Origin of the sequence: Pseudomonas sp. GZD-222 (assembly GCF_049310525.1) — a bacterium.
Lineage (GTDB): Bacteria > Pseudomonadota > Gammaproteobacteria > Pseudomonadales > Pseudomonadaceae > Aquipseudomonas.
On record NZ_JBMOWO010000049.1, the window covers coordinates 40,692 to 64,628 of the forward strand.

Annotated in this window: 24 protein-coding genes; 12 read left to right on the forward strand and 12 right to left on the reverse strand. The window is 59.8% G+C overall.

Annotated elements, in window-relative coordinates; all coding sequences use genetic code 11:
* The first annotated feature begins 153 nt into the window (after nt 1-153).
* From ACO6VD_RS08845 to ACO6VD_RS08860, 4 genes are read left to right on the forward strand one after another with little or no spacing between them, the layout of a single operon-like run.
* A complete protein-coding gene (locus ACO6VD_RS08845; protein ID WP_422418365.1) occupies nt 154-1,281 on the forward strand; it encodes a succinylglutamate desuccinylase/aspartoacylase family protein in 1,128 nt (375 codons plus the stop codon).
* A 15-nt stretch (nt 1,282-1,296) separates the two neighbouring features.
* Nucleotides 1,297-2,274: a threonine/serine dehydratase gene (locus ACO6VD_RS08850; RefSeq protein ID WP_422418366.1), complete on the forward strand. Its 978-nt coding sequence runs from the start codon at nt 1,297-1,299 to the stop codon at nt 2,272-2,274.
* Entirely contained in the window at nt 2,271-3,218 is a 948-nt protein-coding gene (locus ACO6VD_RS08855; RefSeq protein ID WP_422418368.1) for an ornithine cyclodeaminase family protein, read from the forward strand. Before ACO6VD_RS08850 ends, ACO6VD_RS08855 begins: the two co-directional genes overlap by 4 nt.
* Nucleotides 3,219-3,254: 36 nt before the next feature.
* Nucleotides 3,255-4,031: an ABC transporter substrate-binding protein gene (locus tag ACO6VD_RS08860; protein ID WP_422418370.1), complete on the forward strand. Its 777-nt coding sequence runs from the start codon at nt 3,255-3,257 to the stop codon at nt 4,029-4,031.
* A 45-nt stretch (nt 4,032-4,076) separates the two neighbouring features.
* Here ACO6VD_RS08860 and ACO6VD_RS08865 read toward each other — a convergent pair whose 3' ends face one another.
* The 5 genes from ACO6VD_RS08865 to ACO6VD_RS08885 are packed head-to-tail and all read right to left on the reverse strand — an operon-like array spanning nt 4,077 to nt 7,679.
* Nucleotides 4,077-4,661 (reverse strand): DUF2889 domain-containing protein, encoded by a 585-nt coding sequence (locus tag ACO6VD_RS08865; RefSeq protein ID WP_422418372.1) that lies wholly within the window; start codon nt 4,659-4,661, stop codon nt 4,077-4,079.
* Between the two features lie 49 nt (nt 4,662-4,710).
* Nucleotides 4,711-5,538: an SDR family NAD(P)-dependent oxidoreductase gene (locus ACO6VD_RS08870; protein WP_422418373.1), complete on the reverse strand. Its 828-nt coding sequence runs from the start codon at nt 5,536-5,538 to the stop codon at nt 4,711-4,713.
* A 26-nt stretch (nt 5,539-5,564) separates the two neighbouring features.
* A complete protein-coding gene (locus ACO6VD_RS08875; protein ID WP_422418374.1) occupies nt 5,565-5,984 on the reverse strand; it encodes a MaoC family dehydratase in 420 nt (139 codons plus the stop codon).
* Between the two features lie 10 nt (nt 5,985-5,994).
* Complete coding sequence (locus tag ACO6VD_RS08880; RefSeq protein ID WP_422418376.1) at nt 5,995-6,435, reverse strand: MaoC family dehydratase N-terminal domain-containing protein; 441 nt, start codon at nt 6,433-6,435, stop codon at nt 5,995-5,997.
* 56 nt (nt 6,436-6,491) lie between these two features.
* Nucleotides 6,492-7,679, reverse strand: a complete 1,188-nt coding sequence (locus ACO6VD_RS08885; RefSeq protein ID WP_422418377.1) for a lipid-transfer protein — start codon at nt 7,677-7,679, stop codon at nt 6,492-6,494.
* Nucleotides 7,680-7,958: 279 nt separating this feature from the next.
* On the opposite strand from ACO6VD_RS08885, the gene ACO6VD_RS08890 reads away from it, so the two are divergent.
* The 3 genes from ACO6VD_RS08890 (at nt 7,959) to ACO6VD_RS08900 (ending at nt 11,899) form a co-directional block, all read left to right on the forward strand.
* Nucleotides 7,959-9,866: a DUF1302 domain-containing protein gene (locus ACO6VD_RS08890; RefSeq protein WP_422418379.1), complete on the forward strand. Its 1,908-nt coding sequence runs from the start codon at nt 7,959-7,961 to the stop codon at nt 9,864-9,866.
* 25 nt (nt 9,867-9,891) lie between these two features.
* On the forward strand, nt 9,892-11,262 hold the full coding sequence (locus ACO6VD_RS08895) for a DUF1329 domain-containing protein (RefSeq protein WP_422418381.1): 1,371 nt from the start codon (nt 9,892-9,894) through the stop codon (nt 11,260-11,262).
* A 181-nt stretch (nt 11,263-11,443) separates the two neighbouring features.
* Nucleotides 11,444-11,899, forward strand: a complete 456-nt coding sequence (locus ACO6VD_RS08900) for a methyltransferase family protein (protein WP_422418382.1) — start codon at nt 11,444-11,446, stop codon at nt 11,897-11,899.
* A gap of 148 nt (nt 11,900-12,047) precedes the next feature.
* Here the strand turns inward: ACO6VD_RS08900 and ACO6VD_RS08905 are convergent, their stop codons facing one another.
* A complete protein-coding gene (locus ACO6VD_RS08905) occupies nt 12,048-13,064 on the reverse strand; it encodes an AraC family transcriptional regulator ligand-binding domain-containing protein (protein WP_422418384.1) in 1,017 nt (338 codons plus the stop codon).
* Between the two features lie 185 nt (nt 13,065-13,249).
* Here ACO6VD_RS08905 and ACO6VD_RS08910 point away from each other — a divergent pair, with 185 nt between their 5' ends.
* Both ACO6VD_RS08910 and ACO6VD_RS08915 read left to right on the forward strand, forming a co-directional pair.
* Complete coding sequence (locus tag ACO6VD_RS08910) at nt 13,250-14,266, forward strand: hypothetical protein (protein ID WP_422418386.1); 1,017 nt, start codon at nt 13,250-13,252, stop codon at nt 14,264-14,266.
* A 448-nt stretch (nt 14,267-14,714) separates the two neighbouring features.
* The gene (locus tag ACO6VD_RS08915; protein ID WP_422418388.1) at nt 14,715-15,056 is read left to right on the forward strand and encodes a DUF6124 family protein; all 342 of its coding nucleotides are present in this window, start codon (nt 14,715-14,717) and stop codon (nt 15,054-15,056) included.
* A gap of 238 nt (nt 15,057-15,294) precedes the next feature.
* On the opposite strand, the gene ACO6VD_RS08920 is transcribed toward ACO6VD_RS08915, so the two are convergent.
* Complete coding sequence (locus ACO6VD_RS08920) at nt 15,295-15,987, reverse strand: winged helix-turn-helix transcriptional regulator (RefSeq protein ID WP_422418390.1); 693 nt, start codon at nt 15,985-15,987, stop codon at nt 15,295-15,297.
* Between the two features lie 103 nt (nt 15,988-16,090).
* Between ACO6VD_RS08920 and ACO6VD_RS08925 the strand changes: the two genes are divergently transcribed.
* A complete protein-coding gene (locus tag ACO6VD_RS08925; RefSeq protein WP_422418392.1) occupies nt 16,091-17,032 on the forward strand; it encodes a carbon-nitrogen hydrolase family protein in 942 nt (313 codons plus the stop codon).
* A gap of 71 nt (nt 17,033-17,103) precedes the next feature.
* Nucleotides 17,104-17,538, forward strand: a complete 435-nt coding sequence (locus tag ACO6VD_RS08930; protein WP_422418394.1) for a GFA family protein — start codon at nt 17,104-17,106, stop codon at nt 17,536-17,538.
* A gap of 91 nt (nt 17,539-17,629) precedes the next feature.
* On the opposite strand, the gene ACO6VD_RS08935 is transcribed toward ACO6VD_RS08930, so the two are convergent.
* A complete protein-coding gene (locus ACO6VD_RS08935; protein WP_422418395.1) occupies nt 17,630-18,559 on the reverse strand; it encodes a malate dehydrogenase in 930 nt (309 codons plus the stop codon).
* Between the two features lie 105 nt (nt 18,560-18,664).
* A complete protein-coding gene (locus tag ACO6VD_RS08940) occupies nt 18,665-19,216 on the reverse strand; it encodes an adenylate kinase (protein ID WP_422418397.1) in 552 nt (183 codons plus the stop codon).
* A gap of 428 nt (nt 19,217-19,644) precedes the next feature.
* Here ACO6VD_RS08940 and ACO6VD_RS08945 point away from each other — a divergent pair, with 428 nt between their 5' ends.
* A complete protein-coding gene (locus ACO6VD_RS08945; RefSeq protein WP_422418398.1) occupies nt 19,645-20,490 on the forward strand; it encodes a hypothetical protein in 846 nt (281 codons plus the stop codon).
* A 235-nt stretch (nt 20,491-20,725) separates the two neighbouring features.
* Here ACO6VD_RS08945 and ACO6VD_RS08950 read toward each other — a convergent pair whose 3' ends face one another.
* From ACO6VD_RS08950 to ACO6VD_RS08960, 3 genes are all read right to left on the reverse strand, one after another.
* Entirely contained in the window at nt 20,726-21,670 is a 945-nt protein-coding gene (locus tag ACO6VD_RS08950; RefSeq protein WP_422418400.1) for a hypothetical protein, read from the reverse strand.
* 12 nt (nt 21,671-21,682) lie between these two features.
* Nucleotides 21,683-22,687, reverse strand: a complete 1,005-nt coding sequence (locus tag ACO6VD_RS08955) for a hypothetical protein (protein WP_422418402.1) — start codon at nt 22,685-22,687, stop codon at nt 21,683-21,685.
* 280 nt (nt 22,688-22,967) lie between these two features.
* On the reverse strand, nt 22,968-23,702 hold the full coding sequence (locus ACO6VD_RS08960; protein ID WP_422418404.1) for a lytic transglycosylase domain-containing protein: 735 nt from the start codon (nt 23,700-23,702) through the stop codon (nt 22,968-22,970).
* Nucleotides 23,703-23,937: the final 235 nt, after the last annotated feature.

A 23,937-nucleotide genomic window follows, 5' to 3' on the forward strand; every position in this document is an offset into this window, starting at 1 on the left:
CGTAATTTCCCTCCTCCCGAGTCCCGCTTTGCTGCGGGATTTCGCCGTCTGCGTTGCAACAGTTCGTACCGATTCGCTGCAATAAAGTGATTGCCATGCGTGGAATATGTGTCTACGGTGTATAAATATTCTACGCCATCTGGACACTTGCACATGCCCATCCAGACTCACGAAACAGCGCTTCCCGCCTTGGGGCCAGGAACTGCCCTACGCCTTGTCAGCCATGAATTCAGCGGTGCAGGCAGCACCCGCAGCGCTTACATCCAGGCGGGCCTGCACGCCGACGAACACCCTGGGTTACTGGTGATCCAGCACCTGCTTGAGCTGCTTGGCGATCTGCACGAACAAGGCCGGATCCGCGGGCGTATCGTCATCCGGCCTTTCGCCAACCCGGTCGGCTTGACGCAGAATCTGTTCGGTTGCTGGGCCGGCCGCTTCAACCTGGCCAACGGCGAAAACTTCAACCGCAACTTCCCCGATCTGATTCCAGCGCTCGATGCTCAACTGGCAAATGCATCCACCTCGGCACAAAGTCCGCAGCAGTTGCTGAGCAATGCGCTGGAGGCCCTGCCCGTTCATGATGCGGTCAGCGCCACCCGCCAGGCGTTACTGCGCGATGCCCTGCAACACGACCTGGTGCTCGACCTGCACTGCGACACCGCCGGGGTCCTGCACCTCTACTCCACTTACGCCCAGCGTGAACGGGCGGTGAACCTGGCCGCGTGCCTGGGTATGCGCGTGGTATTCCTCGAAGAGAGCGCCGGTGGACGCCCCTTCGACGAGTCCTGCAACCGCCCGTGGAACTGGCTGGTGGAAAACGGTTTTGTCGATGCCACGGCAAGGCCTTTCGCCGCCAGTATCGAGTTGCGCGGCCAGGCCGATGTCGATGACCAGCTTGCCCGCGAAGACGCGTTGGGGCTGTTGCGCTTTCTGGCCAGCGAGGGCCTGGTGCGGCTCGACGATAACGAGGCCATGCCCGTTGATGCCGTGCAGGTCTACCCGCTGGAAGGCGCCAGTCACCTGCCCGCGCCAGGCAATGGACTGCTGGTGTGGAAAAAGCGTCCGGGCGACAGCGTGGCCTGTGGCGAGCTGATCGCCGAGTTGGTTCCCATCGACGCGCCGCTGGGCAGTGAGCGCATCCCCATCTGCAGCGATGTAGAAGGCGTCATCGTCGTCCAACCGTTGTTCAAGCTGGTTCGCAGCGGCCAGCGTGTGGCCCTGCTGGCCGGTACTTCTCCCTTGGCTCACCGCATGGGTGGCCAGTTACTCCAACACTTTTAACCCTAGGATCGCCTCATGAGCATTGATGACAACTACCTCAACGGACTGTTCCAGGCCATCAGTCAGGCCCACATTGCCCTGCGCCCGCAAGTGGCCGTAACGCCGCTTACCCATAGCTCCCGGCTGTCGGCACAGGCCGGTTGCGAGGTTTACCTCAAATGCGAACACCTGCAGCACACCGGCTCGTTCAAGTTCCGCGGCGCCAGTAACAAACTGCGGCTGCTGAGTGAAGAACAACGCAAGCGGGGTGTAATTGCAGCGTCGTCCGGCAATCACGGCCAAGGGGTTGGCCTGGCCGGACGCATGCTCGGGGTACCGGTTACGGTGTATGCCGCAAGCAGCGCCTCCGCGTACAAACTCGACGCGATGCGTGCGCTCGGTGCCACGGTGGAGACACTGGACACCGACCCCCTTAGCGTGGAACTGGAGGCTTCACGTCAGGCGCATCTGCAAGGCGTGCCGTTCATCTCTCCCTACAACGACCCCGAGATCATCGCCGGCCAGGGCACTATCGGTATGGAGTTGTTTGAACAGCTCCCCGACCTGGATGCGGTATTCGTTGCCGTCGGCGGCGGTGGCATGATCTCCGGCATCGGCACCGCACTGCGCCACCTCAAGCCTTCCATCGAGATCATCGGCTGCTGGCCGGCCAACGCCCCCACCCTGCAGCGCTCGCTGGAAGTGGGCGAGATCATCGAAATGCAAGAGCAAGACACACTCTCCGATGGCACCGCTGGCGGCGTAGAGCCCGATAGCATCACCTTCCCCCTGTGCCAGCGTCTGTTGGACCGCACCGTATTGGTCAGCGAAGCCGAAATCCGCCAGGCCATGCGTGATACCGCCACCTACGAACGCTGGATCATTGAAGGCGCCGCAGGTGTTGCCCTGGCGGGCATGCAGAAACTCGCTGCAGAATTCCGTGGCAAGCGCGTCGCCGTGGTGCTCTGCGGTCGCAACATTGTCCTGGAGAAGTTTCTTGGAGCGGTGCAATGAAGATTCTCGACAAACAGCAGATCATCGCGCTGCTCGACCTGGAGCTGGCGACGCTACGCATCGAGGAAGGCTTCATCGCCTTCTCCAATGGCAAGGTGCAGGTCCCGCCCGTGCAAGCCCTGGCCTTTAACGCCGCGAACGGTGACTGTTGCATCAAGACCGCGTTCGTCGAGGGCAGCGATACCTTCACCGTCAAGGTGTCCACCGGCTTTTACGACAACCCGGCCAAGGGCCTGGACAGCAACGACGGACTGATGCTGGTGTGCTCCGCGCACACCGGCCAACCCCTGGCCCTGCTCCAGGACCAGGGCTGGCTGACCTGCATGCGCACCGCGCTGGCCGGGCGCATCGCCGCGCGCCTGCTGGCCCCGCGCAAGGTCAAGGCCATCGGCATCCTCGGCACCGGTGTTCAGGCACGCATGCAGCTGGAGCAACTGATGCCGGTCAGCGACTGCCGCCGTGTAATCGTGTGGGGACGCAGTGACAAGGAACTGCAGTCCTATCAACGCTTCGCCAGTGAGCTTGGGTTTGAAGTGCACACCTGCAAGCAAGCCGAGCACGTCGCACGAGAGGCAAACCTGATCGTCTGCGCTACACCCTCGCGCACGCCGCTGCTCAAGGCCGAGTGGCTGCAACCCGGCACCCATATCACCGCAGTTGGCGCGGATACGCCCGGCAAGCAGGAACTTGATCCGGCACTGGTGGCCACGGCCGACCGGATCATTGTCGACTCCCTTTCCCAGTGCAGCCAGTACGGTGAGGTCTCCCACGCGCTCAAGGCGGGCCTGATCAATGCGCAGCAGCTCGGTGAGCTCGGCGCCCTGCTGGCAGGCCGAATCCCCGGCCGTACCGACGAAGATCAGGTGACGCTTGTCGACCTCACCGGCCTTGCCGTGCAGGACGCGCAGATTTCCCGCTGCGTACTGGAGTTCGTCCGCACCTGAGTCCGCTCATCCCTGCACACTACCCGGAGCGATGCCATGAACTGCAAATTGTCCGTCCTGCTCTGCACCAGCCTGATCGCCCTCTCCAGCGCTGTCGGCGCCGCCGAAACCTTGCGTATCGGTATCGAAACGGCCTACCCGCCCTTCGCCTCGAAATCCGCCAGTGGAGAGATCCAGGGATTCGACTACGACATTGGCAATGCCCTCTGTGCGCAGATGCAGATGAAGTGCCAGTGGGTCGTACAGGAGTTCGACGGTTTGATCCCCGCGCTGAAGGTCAAGAAAGTGGATGCCGTGCTGTCCTCGCTGTCCATCACCGATGAGCGCAGGAAGTCAGTGGATTTCACCGACCGTTACTACCAAAGCGCGAGCCGCCTGGTGATGCGCCTCGGCGCTACGCCGGGCAATGACTATTCGCAGCTTTCAGGTAAACGCCTGGGTGTTCAGCGCGCCAGTACCCACGACAGGTTCGCCAGCGACAGGCTTGCCCCTGTCGGGGTCGACATTGTTCGCTACGCCTCACTCAACGAAGCCTACCTCGACCTGATTGCCGGCCGTCTGGACGCGGTTCAAGGTGATGACGTCGCTGTGCAACTGGGCTTCCTCGACACCGAGAGCGGCAAAGGCTTCGCCTTTGCTGGCGAACCACTGCGCGATCCCGCCTATTTCGGTGAAGGTGTCGGTATTGCCGTACGCAAAGGCAATCAACCGTTGGCAGCCCAGTTCAACAAGGCGATAGCGGCGATCCGGGCGAGCGGTGAATACACGACCATCCAGAACCGCTACTTCTCGTTTGATGTCTACGGCCATTGAAACCCGTGCCAGGGACCTTGGGCGCCTGCCAGGAACTCCTTGTCGTCAGCTGACTTGAACAGGGTCAGCAATGGGTTGCCACTCACTGGCACGGCGGGCGGCATCGCCATCGGGGTGGTAGGCGTGACAGGTGCCGATCACCCAATGCTTTGGCAACTCATAGTCGGGATCTTGCGCGGCACGCTGACGCTGCTTTAGCCGCATCAGCGGTGCCATGGTCTGGATCGCGGTGGTTGCCATCGGCCCAAGCAGCTCGGTGAGGTGCGTACAACCCTTCACACCCCCTACCCGTTCGGCGACCCGCTTTTTGAAACCGGGGCCGATGCTGATACCCACCAATGCCGCATAGGCGCGGTTGATCTGGCCGCACACCGGCGTCGGCGCGTGTTCAGAGACCGCCTGGATCTGCTGGATCACCAGGTTGCGGTCGAGCGTCATGATCACCCGCATGTAATGCAGCACGCCATTGGCCGGGATGGTGCCATAGGGAAAGGCGGTGTCCACACCCTTGGTATCGAGCAGACGGCCCTCGATATCGAACAGGCCGTCATCACGCTCAAAACCGCTGCAGACCACCTGGCGGGTATGCAGCAGCCGGCGTTTGGGCTGGCCGGAAAATGCCTGAGTCATCGCTATGCACTCCAGTGTGGCGGAGCGTCAGCGCGCCCCGCCGCAGTCTTCATACGTTGCCCAGACCGCCACCGCAGACCAGCACCTGGCCACTGACGTAGTCCGACTCAGGGATACAGAACAGGTACACGGCGCCCGCAGCCTCCTCGGTAGTACCCGGACGGCCGAGCGGGATCATGCTCTTGGACTGCTCGACAATGGCCGGACTGATACCGACCTTGATCTCGCGGCCTTCGATGTTGATAAAGTTCGGATCGCCTTCCACCGGCTGGGTCTGGCGGGTTTCGATATGGCCGAAGGCAACGGCGTTGACGTTGACCTTCATCCGTCCCCACTCCTTGGCCAGGCATTTGGTCATGCCCAGCACACCGGCCTTGGCGGTCGAATAGTTGACCTGGCCGGGGTTGCCGCTGGCGGATACCGACGACACATTGACCACTTTACGGTTGACCACCCGCCCCTCAGCGGCCTCTTGCTTGGCCATGGCGCTGATGATGGGCTGCGCGGCGCGCAAAATCCGGAACGGCGCAGTGATGTGGCAATCGAGAATGGCGTACCACTGCTCGTCGCTCATCTTCTGGATCACGTTGTCCCAGGTGTAGCCGGCGTTATTGACAATGATGTCAATGCCCCCGTAGTTGTCGACCGCGGTCTTGACGAAGCGGTCGGCGAAATCGACCGCCGTGACGCTGCCGACGCAAGCAACGGCGTCGCCGCCCGCAGCGCGGATCTCGGCAACCACCTCCTCGGCGGGACCGGCGTCCAGATCGTTGACCACGACACGCGCGCCATCGGCGGCGAGTTTCAGTGCCACGCTGCGGCCGATGCCACGGCCGGAGCCGGTAACCAGGGCAACTTTGCCTGTGAGTTTGCTCATGGGGATATTCCTTGTTTTTATAGGGTTCAGGTCAGCGCCACAACGGCTTCGCCAACCAGTTTGTCGTCGCCGTATTGATTGGCGCAGCGGATTGCCAGGCGTACTCGGCGTTCGCCGTCGACCTCGAAGCACTCGGTGACCCTGGCGCTACAGGTAGGGATGTGGCCGAGCTGGGTGATGCCGGTAAAACGCACGGACAGGCTGCGGATCTGCTGCTGCGCCACCCACCCGGTGAGCAGACGCCCCAGGTAGGCCACCGACAGCATGCCGTGGGCGAACACGTCGGGTTGCCGCGCCTTACGGGCGAAATCCAGGTCGATGTGCACCTGGTTGTGGTCGCCCGATGCACCGGCATACAGCGCCAGGGTGGTGCGGTTGACCGCGGGCAAGGTCAGCGGCGGCAGTTCGAAGCCGACCTGTACGTCGCGCCATTGGCTAGGGTTCATGGCGGGCTCCTTAGCGCTGCACCAGGGATGAACGAATGTCGGCGATGTGCAGGCCGTCCTGATTGCTGACGCGGGTTTGCTGCACCACGAAGGTCAATGCCCCGCCTTTCTTCTGGTAAACGTCGAGCACCTCGGTGGCGAAGGTCAGCACGTCGCCGGCATAGGCCATGGCGTGATAGTCAAAGCCCTGCTCGGCATGGAGGATGCGTCCCAGGTCGAAGCCAAAAATGTCCTCGACGATATGGTCGGTGTCGCGCCCTTCCGCTTCCAGGCACATCAGAAAGCTCGGCGGTACCGGCAGCGACCGATGTCCAGCGGCCCGGGCTGCGGCTTCGTCGATGTAGACCGGGTCGGTCTCGCCAATGGCCTTAGCGAAAAAGCGCAGGCGGCCCTTTTCAACTTCACAGGTGGTCACACCCAGTGAACGGCCGATCAGACTCTTGTCTGCCATGTCAGGTAATCCTGTCAGTCAGTGAAAACGCGCGCCCTGATGGGCGCGCACTCTCTTCAGGCGCGGCCGAAGAGGGTCACGATGCCGGCGCCGCCCAGGCCCAGGTTGTGCTGCAGGGCGTGCTTGAGGTCCGCCACCTGGCGTTTGTCGGCGGTGCCGCGCAGTTGATGGGTCAGCTCGTAGCATTGCGCGAGGCCGGTAGCGCCCAGCGGATGGCCTTTGGAAAGCAGGCCGCCCGACGGGTTGATCACCACCTTGCCGCCGTAGGTGTTGTCACCGTCCATGACGAACTTCTCGGCGCCACCTTCCGGGCAGAAGCCCAGGCCTTCGTAGGTCAGTAGTTCGTTATGGGCGAAGCAGTCGTGCAGTTCGCAGACGCGGATTTCGTCTGGACCTACACCAGCTTTTTCGTAGACCTCAGCGGCGGCCTGGCGAGTCATACCGACGCCGACGATGCTGATCAGCGACGGCGGTTCGAAGGCTTCCGGCTGATCGGTCACCAGCGCCTGGGCCAGGATGCACACGTCGGTACGCAGGCCATGCTGCTTGGCGAAGCGCTCGGAGACGACGATGGCCGCAGCACCACCGCAGGTTGGCGGGCAGGCCATCAAACGGGTCATCACGCCCGGGAAAATCACCTGGTCGGCCATCACTTCTTCGGTGGTAATCACCTTCTTGAACACCGACAACGGGTTGTTGGCGCCATGGCGGCTGGCCTTGGCGCGGATGGCCGCGAAGGTTTCCATCTTGGTGCCGTACTTTTCCATGTGCTCGCGACCGGCGCCGCCGAAGAACTTCAGCGCGTCAGGCATCTCGCGGCCTTCAGGGAAGATCGCATCGGCCACTTCATGGCCCTTGCCGTAGGTGATCGGGCGATCCAGCCAGTGGGATTTCAACGCGCCGGGTTGCATCTGCTCGAAGCCAAAAGCCAGGGCACAATCCACCGCGCCGCTTTCCACTGCCTGGCGGGCCAGGAACAGCGCGGTAGAGCCGCTGCCGCAGTTGTTGTTGACGTTGATCACCGGAATACCGCTGAGGCCCACTTCATAGAGCGCCGACTGGCCGCTGGTAGAGTCGCCGTAGACATAACCGGCGTAGGCCTGCTGCACCTTGCGGTAGTCCAGCCCGGCGTCCTGCAGCGCCTGACGAATGGCTTGCGCACCCATTTCGATGTAGGTCCCGCTCTGCCCAGGCTTGGCAAACGGAATCATGCCAACACCGGCGACAAATACTTTCTGCGACATCACTTTCTCCCAGGTCAGTTAAAAGGCCCACGGCATTCACCACCCTCGGGCGGCAACCGCAGCAAACCGTTCATCGATGGTCACGTACTCGCTCAGCGCCACGCCCCCCCCGGTGGAGGGGGCGCTGCGGCCGGGTAGGCGCACCCGGGGCAGCGACAAGAGGGGTCCCCCCCCACTGGAGGGGGAAGCAGTTTTGGCAGTGGCGTTAGCGTTTCCTCGCAGTTCACCCAAACAACAACAAGATCCAGGGGTAACCAACACGTGACTTTCGCAAGACACATGAGCCCAAAACGCCTGCCGCACTCAGCCGCGCTGCAGATCGAATTCCGCCCTCACCTGCTGGCCCTGGCCGTCGGTCTTGGGAGCTGTGCCAGCGCCAACGCCATCGACTTCCAGATCGGCGAAATCGAAGGCCAGTTCGACTCGTCACTGTCCATCGGTTCCAGCTGGGCCGTGCGCGGGCCGGACCCGAAGTTCATCAACGCCGCCAACACCATGGGCCTGCGCGGTGAATCGGCGACCCGTACCGCGGACGACAACCGCCAGAACTTCAAGAAAGGCGAAACCTTTTCGAAGATATTCAAGGGCGTCCATGACCTTGAATTGAAATACGGCGACAGCGGCGTCTTCGTGCGCGGCAAGTACTGGTACGACTTCGAACTCAAGGACGAACACCGCCCGTTCTACGACATCGACGACCGTGGCCGCGACGACCTGGCCAAGTCCTCCGGCGCCGAGTTCCTCGACGCCTTCCTCTACCACAACTACAACCTGGGTGAGCTGCCCGGCAACGTGCGCCTGGGCAAACAGGTGGTGAGCTGGGGCGAAAGCACCTTCATCGGCAACTCGATCAACAGCATCAACCCGATTGACGTCGCTGCCCTGCGCCGTCCGGGTGCCGAGGTCAAGGAAGGCCTGGTGCCGGTGAACATGTTCTACATCTCCCAGGGCCTGAGCGAGAACCTCAACGCCGAAGCCTTCTACCAGCTGGAATGGGACAACTCGGTCGTCGACAACTGCGGTACCTTCTTCGGCTCCGACCCGCTGCCCCAGGGCTGCAACGACCGCCTGGTGTTCGCCGGCCCCGACCTCGCACCCGGAGTGGCCAGCAACACCGCAACCGCTGCGCAAATCCTGCGCGGCACGGTGGTAGACAACGTCTACATGACGCGCCTTGAAGACAACGACCCACGCGACAGCGGTCAGTTCGGCGTGGCCTTGCGCTGGTTCGTACCGGAACTGCACGACACCGAGTTCGGCTTCTACGCCATGAACTACCACAGCCGCTCGCCGTTCCTGAGCTTCAAGCAGACCACCACCGCGCCGATCACCGCAGCCCAGCTGGCCGCCCTGCCCGCCGCAGCCAGGCAAATTGCTGCCGTGCAGAACCAGTTCGACCGAGTGCGCTCGGCGCGTTACATGGTCGACTATCCGGAAGACATCCGCCTGTACGGGGTGAGCTTCCAGACCACCCTGGGGGCCACGTCGGTCGGCGGTGAAGTCAGCTTCCGGCCGAACATGCCGCTGCAGATCAACACCGCCGACCTCAACCTGGCGGCGCTGCAGTCCACCGACACCGACCTGCGCACCCAGACCTCACCGGTATTCACCAGCGGTGAAACCGCGCAGGCGCTGGGCGGCGACTTGCCTGGCTACAAACGCATGCCGGTGATGCAGGCCCAGGTCACGGCCACGCACTTTGTCGACCAAGTCTGGGGGGCCAGCCGCCTGACCCTGATCGGTGAGGTCGGCTACAACCGCATCAACGGTTTGGGCAGCGCCGATGGCACCGACGTGCGTTTCGGTCGCAGTCCGGTGTTTGGTCCTGGCGAATTCCCCGGCAACCAGAACGCGTCGGTCTGCGCCACTGCCACCAACCCGCAAAAGGAGTGCAACAGCCACGGCTTCTACACCACCGATTCGTGGGGCTACCGGATGCGCGCCAAGCTCGATTACCCCAACGTCATTGCCGGTATCAACCTGTCGCCGAACCTTGCCTGGTCCCATGACGTGGATGGCTGGGGCCCGAACTTCGAGGAAGGCAACAAGGCAATCAGCGTCGGCCTGGATGCCGACTACATGAACAACTACACCGCAAGCCTGAGTTACACGGACTTCTTTGGCGGCCACTTCAACACCAACACTGACCGTGACTACGTCTCGCTCAGCTTCGGCGTCAACTTCTGAGCCGCAATCGACAGAGGGTACATCCATGAAAGCAAGCATGATCAACACCTTCGGCGCCCTGGCGCTCTCGTTGCTGGCCAGCAACGTCATGGCCGCCGTCAGCGAACAGGAAGCGGCGCAGCTGGGCACCACCCTGACCCCGCTCGGCGCGCAAAAGGAAGGCAACGCCGACGGCAGCATCCCGGCCTGGAACGGCGGTCTCAAGGCCGGTGCCGCAGCCGTGGACAGCCGAGGGTTTCTCGCCGACCCATTCGCCAGTGAGAAGCCGCTGTTCACCATCACCGCCGCCAACGCCGAGCAGTACAAAGACAAACTCACACCGGGTCAGCTGGCGATGTTCAAGCGCTACCCGACCACCTACAAGATCCCGGTCTACCCGACCCACCGCACCGCCCAGGCGGCGCAGCACATCTATGACGCGGCGAAAAAGAGTGCCACCAGTGTGCAGCTGGCCAACGACGGCACCGGCCTGAGCAACTTCGCCGGCTCGCGCTACTACGCCTTTCCGATCCCCAAGAGCGGTGTCGAGGTCTACTGGAACTTTGTCACCCGTTACCGTGGCGATAACGTCGAGCGCTGGTCGGTACAGGCCTCGCCGCAGGTCGATGGCGCCTACTCGATCGTCGAGACCCATGACCAGAACAGCTTCCCGCAGTACATGGATGGCGTGAACCCGGACGAAGCGAAAAACATCCTTTACTACTACATCTTCGCGGTCAACGCCCCGGCGCGCCTGGCCGGCACCGTATCGATGGCGCATGAAACCATCGACCAGGTCACCGAGCCACGCAAAGCCTGGACCTACAACGCCGGTCAACGCCGGGTCCGCCGTGCGCCACAGCTGGCCTATGACGCCCCGGGCCTGGTTTCTGACGGCCTGCGCACCTCCGACAACGCCGACATGATGAACGGCTCGCCGGACCGCTACGACTGGAAGCTGGTGGGCAAGAAGGAGATGTACATTCCTTACAACAACTACAAGCTGCAATCGCCGAGCCTGAAGTACGCCGACATCATCAAACCCGGGCACATCAACCAGGACCTGACCCGCTACGAGCTGCACCGGGTGTGGCACGTGCAGGCAACATTGAAATCCGGGCAGCGGCATATCTATGCCAAACGCGACATGTACTTTGACGAGGACACCTGGGTGTTGGCCGAGGTCGATCACTATGACGGCCGTGGACAGCTGTGGCGGGTGGGTGAGAACTACACCTACAACAACTATGACAAGGGGCTGAATGCACCGGCGGCTCAGGGGTTCTATGACATTCTGGCTGGGCGGTATGTTGTCGCTACGATGAGCAACGAGTCGAAGCTGGCGCCGCAGTATGGTGGGAGGACCAAGCTTGCGGACTTTACGCCGGCGGCGTTGCGCAATGCGGGGATTCGCTGAGGATTGAAGGTTGCTTTGTGAAAGACGCCCTGCGATTGCGGGGCGTTTTTTATTGTGGCAATTATCACCGCTTTGATCTTGGTGATACGGGCTACCTGCCCCACAGTCTGCAGGGTGCTTGACCCTGTAGTGGCTATAGGCTTCATTCTGGTCGCAAGTTCGTATCTATCAGGAATTCATTATGGACAACCGTATCCCTCCGCCGCTGGTTGCTATCCTGTTCGGCCTGTTGATGTGGTGCGCTGCTCGACAGCTTCCGGGAGCCCTGGATCTGACTATCGGGTGGCGCATTGGCCTGGCGCTGATTGTGTTGATAGCCGGCGTAGCTATTTGTCTTGCCGGCCTGCTTTCCTTCCGCCAAGCCCGCACCACGGTCAACCCGCTGAAGCCAGAAACGGCTTCGGCTCTGGTCAGCTCGGGTGTGTATAGATATACGCGTAACCCCATGTACTTAGGCTTTGCCACTGCCCTGATAGCCTGGTCAATCTTCCTCGCTTGGCCGCCGGCACTCTTAGGCGTGCTGGGCTTCGTGATGTACATGAACCTCTTCCAGATCGGGCCGGAGGAGCGGGCCCTTGCGAGCCTCTTCGGGGGAGAGTTTACGCAGTACCGCAGCCAAGTCAGGCGTTGGCTCTAAAAAGGGGAACGTCCGTTTTCGGCCAGAAGCTGACTGATTCGCAGCAGGCCAGTCTCCTGCATTGAGGTTCGCAGGTACCTACCTTTTCAGGGGCAATTCAATCGCCTCGCCTAACGCGCCATTGACGCCGAAAGCGGCAAGCCCATTGCTAGTCTCGAAAGGCTCCCGGAGGGCGGTCGAACCAGCGCTTGAAGGCACGGTGGAAAGTGCTGGTATCCCTGAACCCCAGCCGCTCGCTGACCGTCGCCACGGGCAGCCCCTGGCGAATCAGCTCCGCGGACAACTCGCGACGTACCTCCGCCACCAGCGCGCTGAAACTGGTGCCCTCTTCCTTCAAGCGTCGGTAGAGCGTGGTGCGACTGACGTGCAACGCCTGGCAGGTTGGCTCGATGCTCACGCCTTCGGGCAGGCTTGCGAGAATCAAGCGACGCACCGTGCCGGCAAGCGTATCTGCGTCTTGCAGCTGCGCGAGTGTCGCCCTTGCACGAGACTCCAGCATCTGTCGCAGGTAGTCGCGGGCGCCGAGAATGGGATGCTGCAGGAAATCGCGCGGCAGGTGGAGGCTGTTTCTCTCGCTGTCGAAGCGCAGCTCGCTGCCGAACAGCTCGACATAGTGCGCATGGTAGGCCGGGGATGGGAAAGCGAACTCGCAGGCCAGAGGCCGCAGCTCTACGCCGGTCATCTCCCGGCTCCAGCGCAGCACTGCACTCATGCTACGTTCGATGGCGGCCTGCGGGTAGGTTTTGCCGGAGGCGAAGGTGATCTCCAGCACCAGAGCATCTGCCGTTTCACTGTACTGCCAGCTCTCCGAAGGGTTCATCAGCGCGATATGCCGCTGGAACACTTCCAGCGCCTCGCTCACCCGACTGCATTGGCACAACCAACTAGCCAGCACGCCATGCGTGGCAGGGTTGAAGGTCTGCCCGATCAGCAGGCCGATATGCGGCAATTGGGTGTTGTTCGCGGCGAACTGCCACAGCGCCAGTAACTGGGTCTCGTCGACACGCTGCTCCTGGATCGGCGATGCCGCAGCCCCCTGGTCGAGAAGTTTGGCACCCTCCACCCCGGCTTCCCGCAACTGGGTTGCAGTGACCACGCCGAGATTCAGCAACTGGTCGTGCAGATCCAGCACTGCGACGGCCGATACGGTGGTACTTCTGACCATCGGGCTTGCTCTTGGTAGTTGCTTAGGTAACGACTCTAACGCACGGTGCAGAGCGGCGGCCAGCCGTCGGCCGTGCAAGTGCAGGTTGCAACCAAAAGCCATGCAGGTTGAACCGCAGAGCCATGGCCAGCCGTCATCGGACTGCCTAGCATCGACGACACGACCATGGCACAGGAAGACCTGCTATGCCCGAGCACAGAATCGAATCGTTAAGCGCCTTGCGCGCACTGATTCCGCCACCACCGGCAATGATGCACAAACGCCTGCAGCGCAGGTTGGATGAGCACTGCCTGCTGATGATCCGCCAAGCGACGGTTTGCGCCGTCGGCTTCGCCGACCCGCGGTTAGATATCGAGTACCTCGATTTGCGCCACCATCCAGTGTTACGGGCCGAGGGCCAGGACATCCTGCTGCCCTGGCCGGCAGACAAAGCGATCTCACAGCAGCCGATAGAGGAAATGGCCTGCAGTCTGTATTTCATCCTGCCCGGCGTGGGTTTCAGCCTGCGCGCCAATGGCCGGGGCTCTCTGCGGGCCGGAAAGCTGTTGGAGTTTCGCGCCGAGGCGCTGTTCCTGCACTGTTCGCGAGCCAAGGTACGCGCCGATTTCTGGCGGGACAGAGAGTACACCACGCCCTTTTTAGCTGACACAGGGCAGGCCTTGTCCGAGCCAGCGCAGGCCTTTATCGCCGCCTCACCCTACCTGCTGATGCTCACGCAGCGCCAGGCCGACGCCACCGAGATGTCGCCACGAGGTGACCCGGCTGGTTTCGTCCAGGTACTGGATCGCCACACTCTGCTGGTACCGGAACGCCCCGGCAACAAGGTTGCCTGCAGCCTGAGCAATATCCTCGTCGATGGCGCCTTGCGCCTGTCCTTCCTTCAGCCCGGCGCCGACACGGTTTTATCCGTGGCCGGGCGTGCCTGGTTGAACAACGACTCGAACTTGCTCGCCCCACTGGCAATCAACGGCAAGCCACCTCGGGTCGCTACCGTCGTGAACGTCGAGCGCTATCGCTTCCAGCACTGCCCAGAACTGCTGGCCGCGGGTTTGTGGGATCGCGCAACACACCTGGACGAAAGGCAGATTCCAGCCTTTTCCAAGATGCTGTCCGAGCACATGAACGGTACGGGCCTGTTGGGTAAGGCCACCAGCCTGGTGGTCGATGCGGTGGTCAAGCATGACCTGCGCCATCTCTACTGAGGTGACGGGGTAGGCGACGGCTTAAGTGCCCTTCTGTACCTTGCCCAGCCGGATGCTTATTGCTGTCCGTCAGCATCCGAATCCGCTGCGCTTTCTAGCGAGGTTCTGCTCTAGCCGGTCATGTAAGCATGCGACTGGCTGGTATTGGCCGAAATTCGCCATTAACCATTGACCCTTGAATCCCCACCCCAATCCCGTTAACCTCCCCCAGTCGCTGCAAATTCAGCGACTCGGGCTTGGCGGTCCGACACGAAGGCGCAAAGCGCCCCAATTTCACCATCGCAGGCGCTTTTTTTGTGTCCGCGATGATGCTTTATGGCGGGCTGCGCATGGACTTCTTCGGAAGTGCCGGGTTCCTTCGTACCGGTCCGCCAACCTTGCGTAGTCCGTCACCCTTCCCTGCTTGGCGGCAGTCGGTGGCGGATCCTTTCTACGAAGGAGCACCACCATGACAAAACCCGTTCCCGATCCACCCTTAACCACCCAAACCAGCACCACCTTCGGCTCCTGCAATGGCAGCCACGATCCACTGTTCGCTGTCCGCCCCGGTGTCTCATCCGAAGATGCCCTGATCCACGCCTCCGTCCTGCTCAAAAGCGCCTACCAGACCAACGCCCACGCGTGTGACATGGTCAACGCAGAAGTGCGCGGTTTACTCTGGGCAACTGAGCAATCGCTGGAGATGAGCCTCGCACTGGTCGAGGCGTTGCTGGATGAAGTCGAAGCGCGCTCGGCAACGGCAGCGGTGTTGCGCCGCACGGTGCAAGCAGGCCAATCGGCGGCGGAGTGAGCGTCTGCGATTGGCCTGGGCCGCCGATGCGGCCCACTCAACTACCGTTGTTTGTGTTTTCAGCTCTTCTTGAGAGACAGAATTCGGCTAGACGCAGCCACTGAGGTGGATGGCACGGGCTTCGCCCGTGATCGCGGATGAATCCGCTCCTACAGATACTGCGCACCGCCTACCTTGTAGGAGCGGATTCATCCGCGATGAGGCCGGACCAGTCAATAGATTACTTAAGCAGATTGGGTTACAAAGGCCGGATGGCAGCGCTCCGGGTACCGGCGAACGCACTCGTGCCAAGCCAGCGCCACAGGTTTTCCGCGTCCTGCACCGCGCCGTCTATACGCAGCTCTCGCGACTGAAGCACCTCCCTCGGTGTGCGGTCGCCCGTCCACACCTCGGTCAATGCACGCACGCTGGAGTCCACGACGAGGGTAAGTTCGCGTCCCGGGTCGTCGCGGCACAGGTCTGCCACACCCTGTTCGACCACAAGCCACCACTCTTGCTCGCCGGACCGCGCATCGCGAAACCTGAAGTGAATGACCACCGTCCGCGGCGGAAACAGCTCGATGCGCGCGAACCGGCGCATGTCCCACATGAGCAGGCCCGCGTCGAGTTCGTTATCGCGAAGGCGACTGCCTATCCAGCGCGCACCCCAATGGCCTAGCGCCATGATGATGGGGCGCAATTCCTCGCCTGCCTCGGTCAGGCTGTACTCCCAGACTTTGCCTGTGGCTGTGCGATGGACCACACCGATATCCTCCAGGTGGCGCAGCCGCTGTGCCAGCAAGCTGGTGGACATCCGGGGTACGCCGCGGTGCAGTTCATTGAAGCGCTTGCTGCCGCAGAGCAGTTCGCGCACGACCAACGGCGTCCAGCGCTCGCACAGGGCTTCAGCGCCGCGCGCGACCGTGCAGAACTGACCGTAGCTTTCATCCATCACCTGTACTCCGCCTCTACAACGCTTCAGTTTCTGAACTAGCCTCGCGTCTGCGCCGCGCGCACGCTGAAACCTCAGAAAGCCATCGCCTCAGGAGAACGTCATGACCACGATAGCCATCATTCAGCGGCCGCCCGTGCTGCTCGATCGCAGCGCGACGATCGCCCGAGCCGTGCAATCGATCGCTGAGGCCGCAGCTGCGGGCGCCGCGCTGATCGTTTTGCCCGAATCGTTCATTCCAGGTTATCCGTCGTGGATCTGGCGCCTGGCGGCGGGAAAAGACGGGGCTTTAATAGGCCAGTTGCACACGCGTTTGCTGGCCAACGCCGTTGATATCGCCAACGGTGACCTGAATGAATTGTGCGAGGCCGCCAGCGCACATGCCGTGACCATCGTATGCGGTATCAATGAATGCGAGCGGCGTAATGGCGGCGGCACGCTCTACAACAGCGTAGTCGTTATCGGTGCGAACGGCGAAGTGCTCAACCGGCATCGCAAGCTGATGCCAACCAACCCCGAGCGCATGGTCCATGGTTTCGGTGATGCGTCCGGGCTGCGTACGGTCGATACCCCCGTCGGGCGCATTGGTACGCTCATCTGCTGGGAAAACTACATGCCCTTGGCGCGCTATTCTTTGTATGCCCAAGGCGTGGAAATCTACGTCGCCCCCACCTACGACGCCGGCGAGGGCTGGATCAGCACGATGCGTCACATTGCACTCGAAGGTCGCTGCTGGGTGCTCGGCAGTGGCACCTCGCTGCGCGGCAGCGACATTCCCGATGACTTTCCGGCGCGTATGCAACTGTTTCCCGATCCGCAAGAGTGGATCAACGACGGCGACTCAGTGGTGGTCAACCCGCAAGGGCGGATCACGGCCGGTCCATTACACCAGGAGGCAGGCATTCTGTATGCAGACATCGACGTGTCTCTCGTGGCGCCGGCGCGACGGGCGCTTGACGTCAGCGGACACTATGCGCGCCCAGACATTTTCGAGTTGCAGGTGCGACGCACGCCGACGACTGCGGTGAGCTTCAGCGACGGATGAAGCTAATCTGCTTTCAGGCGATTCATTCCAACTTCGGCGATGTGTGTCACACCTGATAAAGGAGTCGTTCCATGAGCACTCAAAGGTCTTACCAAGGCAGTTGTTTTTGCGGCGCAGTCGAGTTCACCGTCAGCGGTGAGCCCGCGGCAATGGGCTATTGCCATTGCGAGTCGTGTCGCCGTTGGTCAGCCGCGCCGGTCAACGCCTTCACGCTATGGAAACCCGAGGCGGTGCAAGTCACTCGGGGGGCGGACAACATTGGCAGCTACAACAAGACGCCGCAGAGTCTGCGCAAATGGTGCAAGCTCTGTGGCGGGCATATTTTCACCGAACACCCGGGGATGGGACTCATCGACGTGTATGCCGCAGTCATCCCGGACCTGGAGTATTCGCCAGACGTTCACGTCCATTATCAGGAGTCCAGGCTGCGCATCAAAGACGGGTTGCCGAAGATGAAGGATGTCCCCGGCGAGTTAGGGGGATCGGGCGTCAGCATTGACGAATAGCGCTAGTACTGCCTGACACCAGATAAAGCCATGACCCGAGCGCCAGGGAGCGGCGCCCCGCTCCCGGTTGCACCCGTTCATCTGCCCCCGCTCACAACGCCTTCATTTCAGCAATATCACGTTCTACCTGATCTGCAGAGTGGTCGAACATCGCCTGCTCCTGCGCATCCAACGGCAACTCGATCACCCGCGCAATCCCCTGCTCTCCCAGCACACAGGGGACACCCATGGCGATGCCTGTTCGCCCGTACTCGCCGTCGAGAATCGCGACCGTCGGCAAAATGCGGTTTCGCCGATTAGCGATAGCATCGACCATCTCTGCAATGGCCACGCCCGGCGCGTCGCAGGCGCTGCCCACCTTCTTCAAACCGAGAATCTCGCCACCACCCTGACGGGTACGCTGCACAATCCGTTCTATCTGCTGTTCGGACAGGAAGTGCGACAGCGGCACCGAACCGACCGCACAGTAGCGCATCAGCGGCACCATGCTGTCGCCATGCCCGCCCAGCACCAGCGCGGTGATATCCCGCGCAGAAAACCCTGTTTCCTCGGCAATGAAACACTTCATGCGCGCGGTATCCAGTACCCCCGCCTGGCCGAACACCCTGTTGCGTCCCAGCGTGCTGAGACTGCAAGCCCGATAGGTCAGCACGTCGACCGGGTTCGACACCACCAACACCGTCGCCGCCGGGGCAAGAAGATTGATATCGCGCATGATGCCATCGAGAATTGGCAGGTTGATACTCAGTACATCCTGACGCGACTGACCAGGCTTGCGCGGCACACCCGCGGTGATCACTACCAGATCAGAATCCTCCAGCAATTCAGCTTTGGCGCCGCCGTAAACCCTGGTATCGGAACCTGACTCGACTGCCGCCTGCCAGATGTCCAGCGCCTTGCCCTGTGCCAACTCCCCCTGCACATCAATCAACACCAACTCGCGACAGTACTCTTCGCGGGCGATTATCTGCGCCGCCGCCTCACCCACTATTCCGGCACCCACGATGGATAGTTTGTTCACCTCACACCTCCCTGCGGCCCGCGCAACCAGCAACACGCCCGCCTGTACTAGAGAAGTATTGCCCGCAAATGCCAAAAGACCACCCGAAGGTGGCCTGTGGTTGTTTTACCTGCTTTTCGCCATGGTTTGCGGCAAAGCCTGGGCGACTTCTTCAACCATCTTTTCAGCACTGTTTGCCCCGTCTATTTGCAAGACTGGGGACGTTTGCGCTGATAACCAGCGCTCGTGCCAGGCCCGATTGCGTCCTGAGAAGTCTGGATTGTCATACTCCGAAGCCCATTCCCTGAAGGCCAGGTGAATCGCATGCATGTCACCCCCGGGGGCGATACGATCACCAAAGCGCGCTTTTTCACGAGCGGCCAAGCGTTCGAGGCGAACGGCGGTCGGCGTCACCACGAACACGGTCAGATCGACCTGAGCCAGTAGCGCATCTCCCCAGACCATACAAGAACCGGTCAACACCCAATCGTCGTCACCGAGTGCTTGCTGGATCAATGGCACGCGCTCATCGGCAGGCCGCTTGGTCGTGAAGGGAGGGTTTGTCGGCATCCAGAAATAGTCATCGACATCGGCATGCCGCACACCGAGCTGGGTGGCAAGGTTCTGGCCCAAGGTGGTCACGCCGGCACACGACGCGCCTGTAATGTAGATACGCAATTCTTCCTCCTTGAATGCACTTCGATTTCGGGGGCGGGAAGATACTCCATTTGCGTCTTGAACTCACATGTATCTGTGCGCGGAGCGGCCCGTTGCTGCCTCTTGGCATCGTCTGCTTTGGGTTGATAGCGGACGCTCACGACCGAACGCAAGCGACCCAAAGCTACCTGCGGCGACAGGCCAAAAACGGTCACTGGACAGGCTGATGTTATGTCGACTGCGTTGTTGGATTTACCATCTACACTAATCTAACGGACCGGACTTACCATCCATAGCGTGTTTCTCCTTGTCGTGCTTTTAGTGATGACACTCAGGAAAAACAGAAGCTTACAGGACGAAAACAAACACAGGTCATCACGATAAAAAACGCAACACGACGCTCTGCTTATTGATTAGTGTTCACAACGAAACTATCGAAGGAGAGGTTGATGAATACAGAACTACCAACAATGATTCGGGAAATGCTTGCGTCTCCCCCGATGCGGGCCTATCACCATTTGTGGCACTTAGTTCGCAATGAAAAACTTTGGAACGAGCTTTCAGCCATCGAAAAACAAGAGCTTATTGACCAAGGCTGGACACCACCACGCTTCGAACAGCAACCAGGCTCTGGTTTAGACTTCTTGTTTATGCATCGACAAATGATCGAGATGGTCAACAAGCATCTACACCACTCAGGAAGCCCTACCTATATACAGGTTGAAGGATGGAACCCCATACCGTTTGAACACAATAATCAAACCTGGCCAATGCCAGCACTCTGGCCCGAAGCGGATAAAGCGTTTGTTTGGGCCAAAGACCCGCGAACCACACAGCATTTCAGCGACAGGGTTACTAATGAGTTCCGTAACCCAAACTGGGTTAAACAATTTTCGCTCGACGAATATGGATCAGAGCTTGAATGGACAGTTCATGGCTGGCTCCACCTTCATTGGTCCGAAAAAGTACCTGACGACCCTTGGAGCGATTCTGCTTCAAATGACTGGTTGGGTGCTCCTTACTCAAGCCATGTAAATAACGCATTTTGGAAGCTGCATGGCTGGATTGACGATTCAATTTCATTTTGGGAGAAAGCAACTAATCAGCAGGCGGATTTTTCAGATGCATGGGCAGGAGCACCAGGCTATCTGCCTGAAATGGAGCATACCGCTGATCCTCGGCTCATGAGCAAAATAAACGTTAGAAAAAAGCCTCTCAGAATCATGACATGGAAGGTACCGATCATAGAAGGCGTCAATGAAAAAAATATTGTTATCCATCAGCTAGGAAACTGAGCGCTAAGCATGACGTAACAGAGCCGTACTTTACGCCTCCGCTGCGTTGTAAACGCAGCCATGCGCTGATTGCGCTCAAGTGCATTTCCATATCGGCGCGAGAAAAGTGGGGCAGCGAAATGCCCCCACTTTGTGAGTTAGTCACGCTCTCTGCTTTACGCGGCCTGATCCAATAGCTGTAGTTGACCAGCGGCAGCTTCCGACAAAGCGATCTACTGGCTTTTCCCCTGCAAGTCTAAATAGGCTCAACCTTTAGCAGATTGAATACTTTTGCAATGGGGTGAGCCAATGCATATTCAGCGGTGGCCCCGAGACCGTCCTCCCCGGCGAAGAGCAACGCAACTGCGCGCCCCTCAGCATCAAACCAAACAGCACCGGAATCACCTTCCAAGCTAATTTCTTCCTCCGGGTATTTTTTATTTACCCTAATCCTTATTGCGTCCATACTTCGCCAAGCATCATCGGCATAGCTGTAGTTTATTGAAAACGGACCTTCCGCCCCATCAACAACCCCATGAGTAAACTCTGTCATGGCTCCATATTTTTCTAATTCCATTCCTATTTTCGGCAAAGCAACACCTGTTACTTTAACCAAGCCACTGAAAATTTCTGGATCCCAATTTGTCTCAGGGTTCAGGAGAGCGATGGCTGCATCGATGCCGGTACTCAGGGGTAAGCAGCGCTCAGGGTGACCAACTATGCGTGGAGAACTCGACCCCATATGAAAAGGGCCAGGCTGAATTATTTCGTCCAGAGAACCCGCTGCCATATTGCCATACAGCACATGCCAATTGCTTAAAATGGCTGGTCTTTTTGTGAGCTTGTCTCGAACCAGTAAACCTAATGTTCCCGTAGAGCCACGACTGTAATTGCCTATGCTTACTCCAGGCTGCACAGGATCGCACGGTTGTTGTGGAGATCCGCAGATTGAATAGCTTGCTTGCACTACATCACATTTCAAGCCGTAGAGTGAAGTTGGGAGCAATTGCGTTTCAGAAACCTCGCTCAAGGGCTGTTTGGTTCTAACATGAAAGCGCACCCCGAGTGTCTTCAGGGGAAATCCATTCTTATAAATATAACCGTAGTCTACACCGGTCAAACCCTCGTAGCGCTGCGCCAAGCGTATTATTGCGCTTTTGCTTTCGAGCCACGTTTTCATTCCTTTTGCCATGCGAGCCATAGCGTCACCGCCTTACTTGTATTTTTCTTTTACAATATCGCTCACCAGCGGGCCAAAAGCCGCTTTGATTGCAGCAAGCTCGCTTTTTGCGGCGTCGACAGGCACACCGATATCACCATTTTCGACAACAGCCACTCCAACCAACAAAGTCCCACTGTCATTCAACATGATGTTATCCCGCGGTACAATGCTTGTGCCTGCAGCCGGACTTTGAGAGCGCCACTTTGCATTGAGCGCGGTTCGTTTATCTAAGGGTATCGGACCTGATGCTGGACACTTATCAGGCGCGCACGACTTCTGCTGGATAGGGTTTACTATCGGCAGGTGAGGCACAGTGACCGAGGCGTCGCCCATGGGCGCAAATGCTGGGAGTCCATTTTGTTGCGTACCAATACCACTTACAGTTATTGCGAAAGACACTGAAATTTCCGGAGGCGCGGCATCACGAGTAATCGCTGCTGACGAGTGTGCTGCAACATAAATGGCCTTAAACTTAAATGCTTCATCAGCATAGGAATCTCTCGACGAGGGGCTTGGTTCGAGCCTGAGAACGCTAACGAACTCGAGCTTTTCCTTATCTGACACTCTAGTGAGGACAACACAACTCTGGCGACCCACAGCTGCTGCTAATGTGTCAGCATGCATTGTCATTTGAGCGGCGTATGATTTTGTCGCAGCTGTTTCAAGTGCTTCTAACTTCCTGGATTGGGCATCGACATACAAATCGAATAGAAACTTACCAATGACTGGTGCAATGATGGGAAACATTCCCTGTTGAGCTGGACTTCGGCAAAAGGTCAACGCTTTCTTAAGCTCGGGATAAGCTGAATACACATCATTATCAAACGGATCTGCACCTCCGGGAGAATACACCATGAGCTTGACATAGCCCTTACTCGCTCCGGTGTTTTCGGCGGCTTTGAAATTCCAGACGCTCATGCTTGGGCAACCCTGTAAGCTGAGTGCAAGGACGATCACCGCAGATTTTGCTGTAAGCACACTAACTTTAGAGAACATAAATCCTCCATCCGCTATAAAACCGGTCGCATGAGCGCAACCTGATTTTTAGCTTCTCAACCGCTGAGTGGAATTCGTCTGATCTAAGTCATCCAAAGGTAATGCGAAGGGCCTGATACAATACCTAGTCTAAAAGGCGGCTTCCAAGCCAAACAAACCCGAATACTAAGCTCCCCGAAAACTGACTCGTCTCATTAAGTTGAGCGTAGTAAACGTTCCGTTGTCTGCACGTCATTTCTCCCCATTTTTTAGGTTTAATTGCCTCAAGCGAACCTGGCACCTAGTTCCTCCTTTCCATACGATAGCGTTCAGTCAAGGACTGCACACGGGTGACATAGGTTTGCGTCTCGGCGTAGGGAGGCACGCCGTTGTACTCGACCACCGACGCTTCACCGGCGTTGTAACCTGCCAACGCCAGCCTCTGGTTGCCATTGAAGCGCTTGAGCAGCCAGGCCAGGTAGCGCACGCCGCCATGAATGTTCTGTCGTGCGTCGAACGGATCGCTCACGGCGAAGCGCGCGGCGGTGGCGGGCATCAACTGCATCAGCCCCTGGGCGCCGGCTACAGATATGACGTTGGGGCGAAACGCCGACTCGGCATGTATCACCGCGCGGACCAGCGCCCTGTCGACACCATATCGACCCGCAGCGGCTTCGATCTCGCGCCGATAGGAATGGGTGTCCAGGCGCAGTGAGGCGACCTTGAAATCCTTAGGCGCCATGCACAGATAGCAGCCCTTGATGTAATAGAGCTCAAGGACATCAACCCGGGCGGAGATGCCGACGGGGCGTCGGCTGACATATTGACGAACACCCCGGTGGACGAAGGTGAACACCCGAACCCGCACCGCGCCAGGCTCGTCGCCCCGCACAATCCGTGGCTGGACCATTGCCTTGGCGCCGTCCCTGGTTTGGCACGTGAACATGGCGCTGGCGCACAGTGGAGTGGCCAGCAAGGCCAGCCCGATGCTGCCAAGAAGGCTCTTGCGAGCCCATCGCCATACTCTGGAACTCATCACTTCGCTCCACGCCGCAGGCGCCGATCAGGCCTGGGGCGCCTGTTCTGGTAGTTATACCCCTTGTAACACCCCGTGTAACCGGCCCAGAAACGTGCGTTGACGTACGGACAGACCTAATTGGTCGTCGCGGCTTGCCGGGGCCGGGGGGGGGGGGGGGGGGGGGGGGGGGGGGGGGGGGGGGGGGGGGGGGGGGGGGGGGGGGGGAGGGGGGGAGAGCAGAAAAACAAGCAAA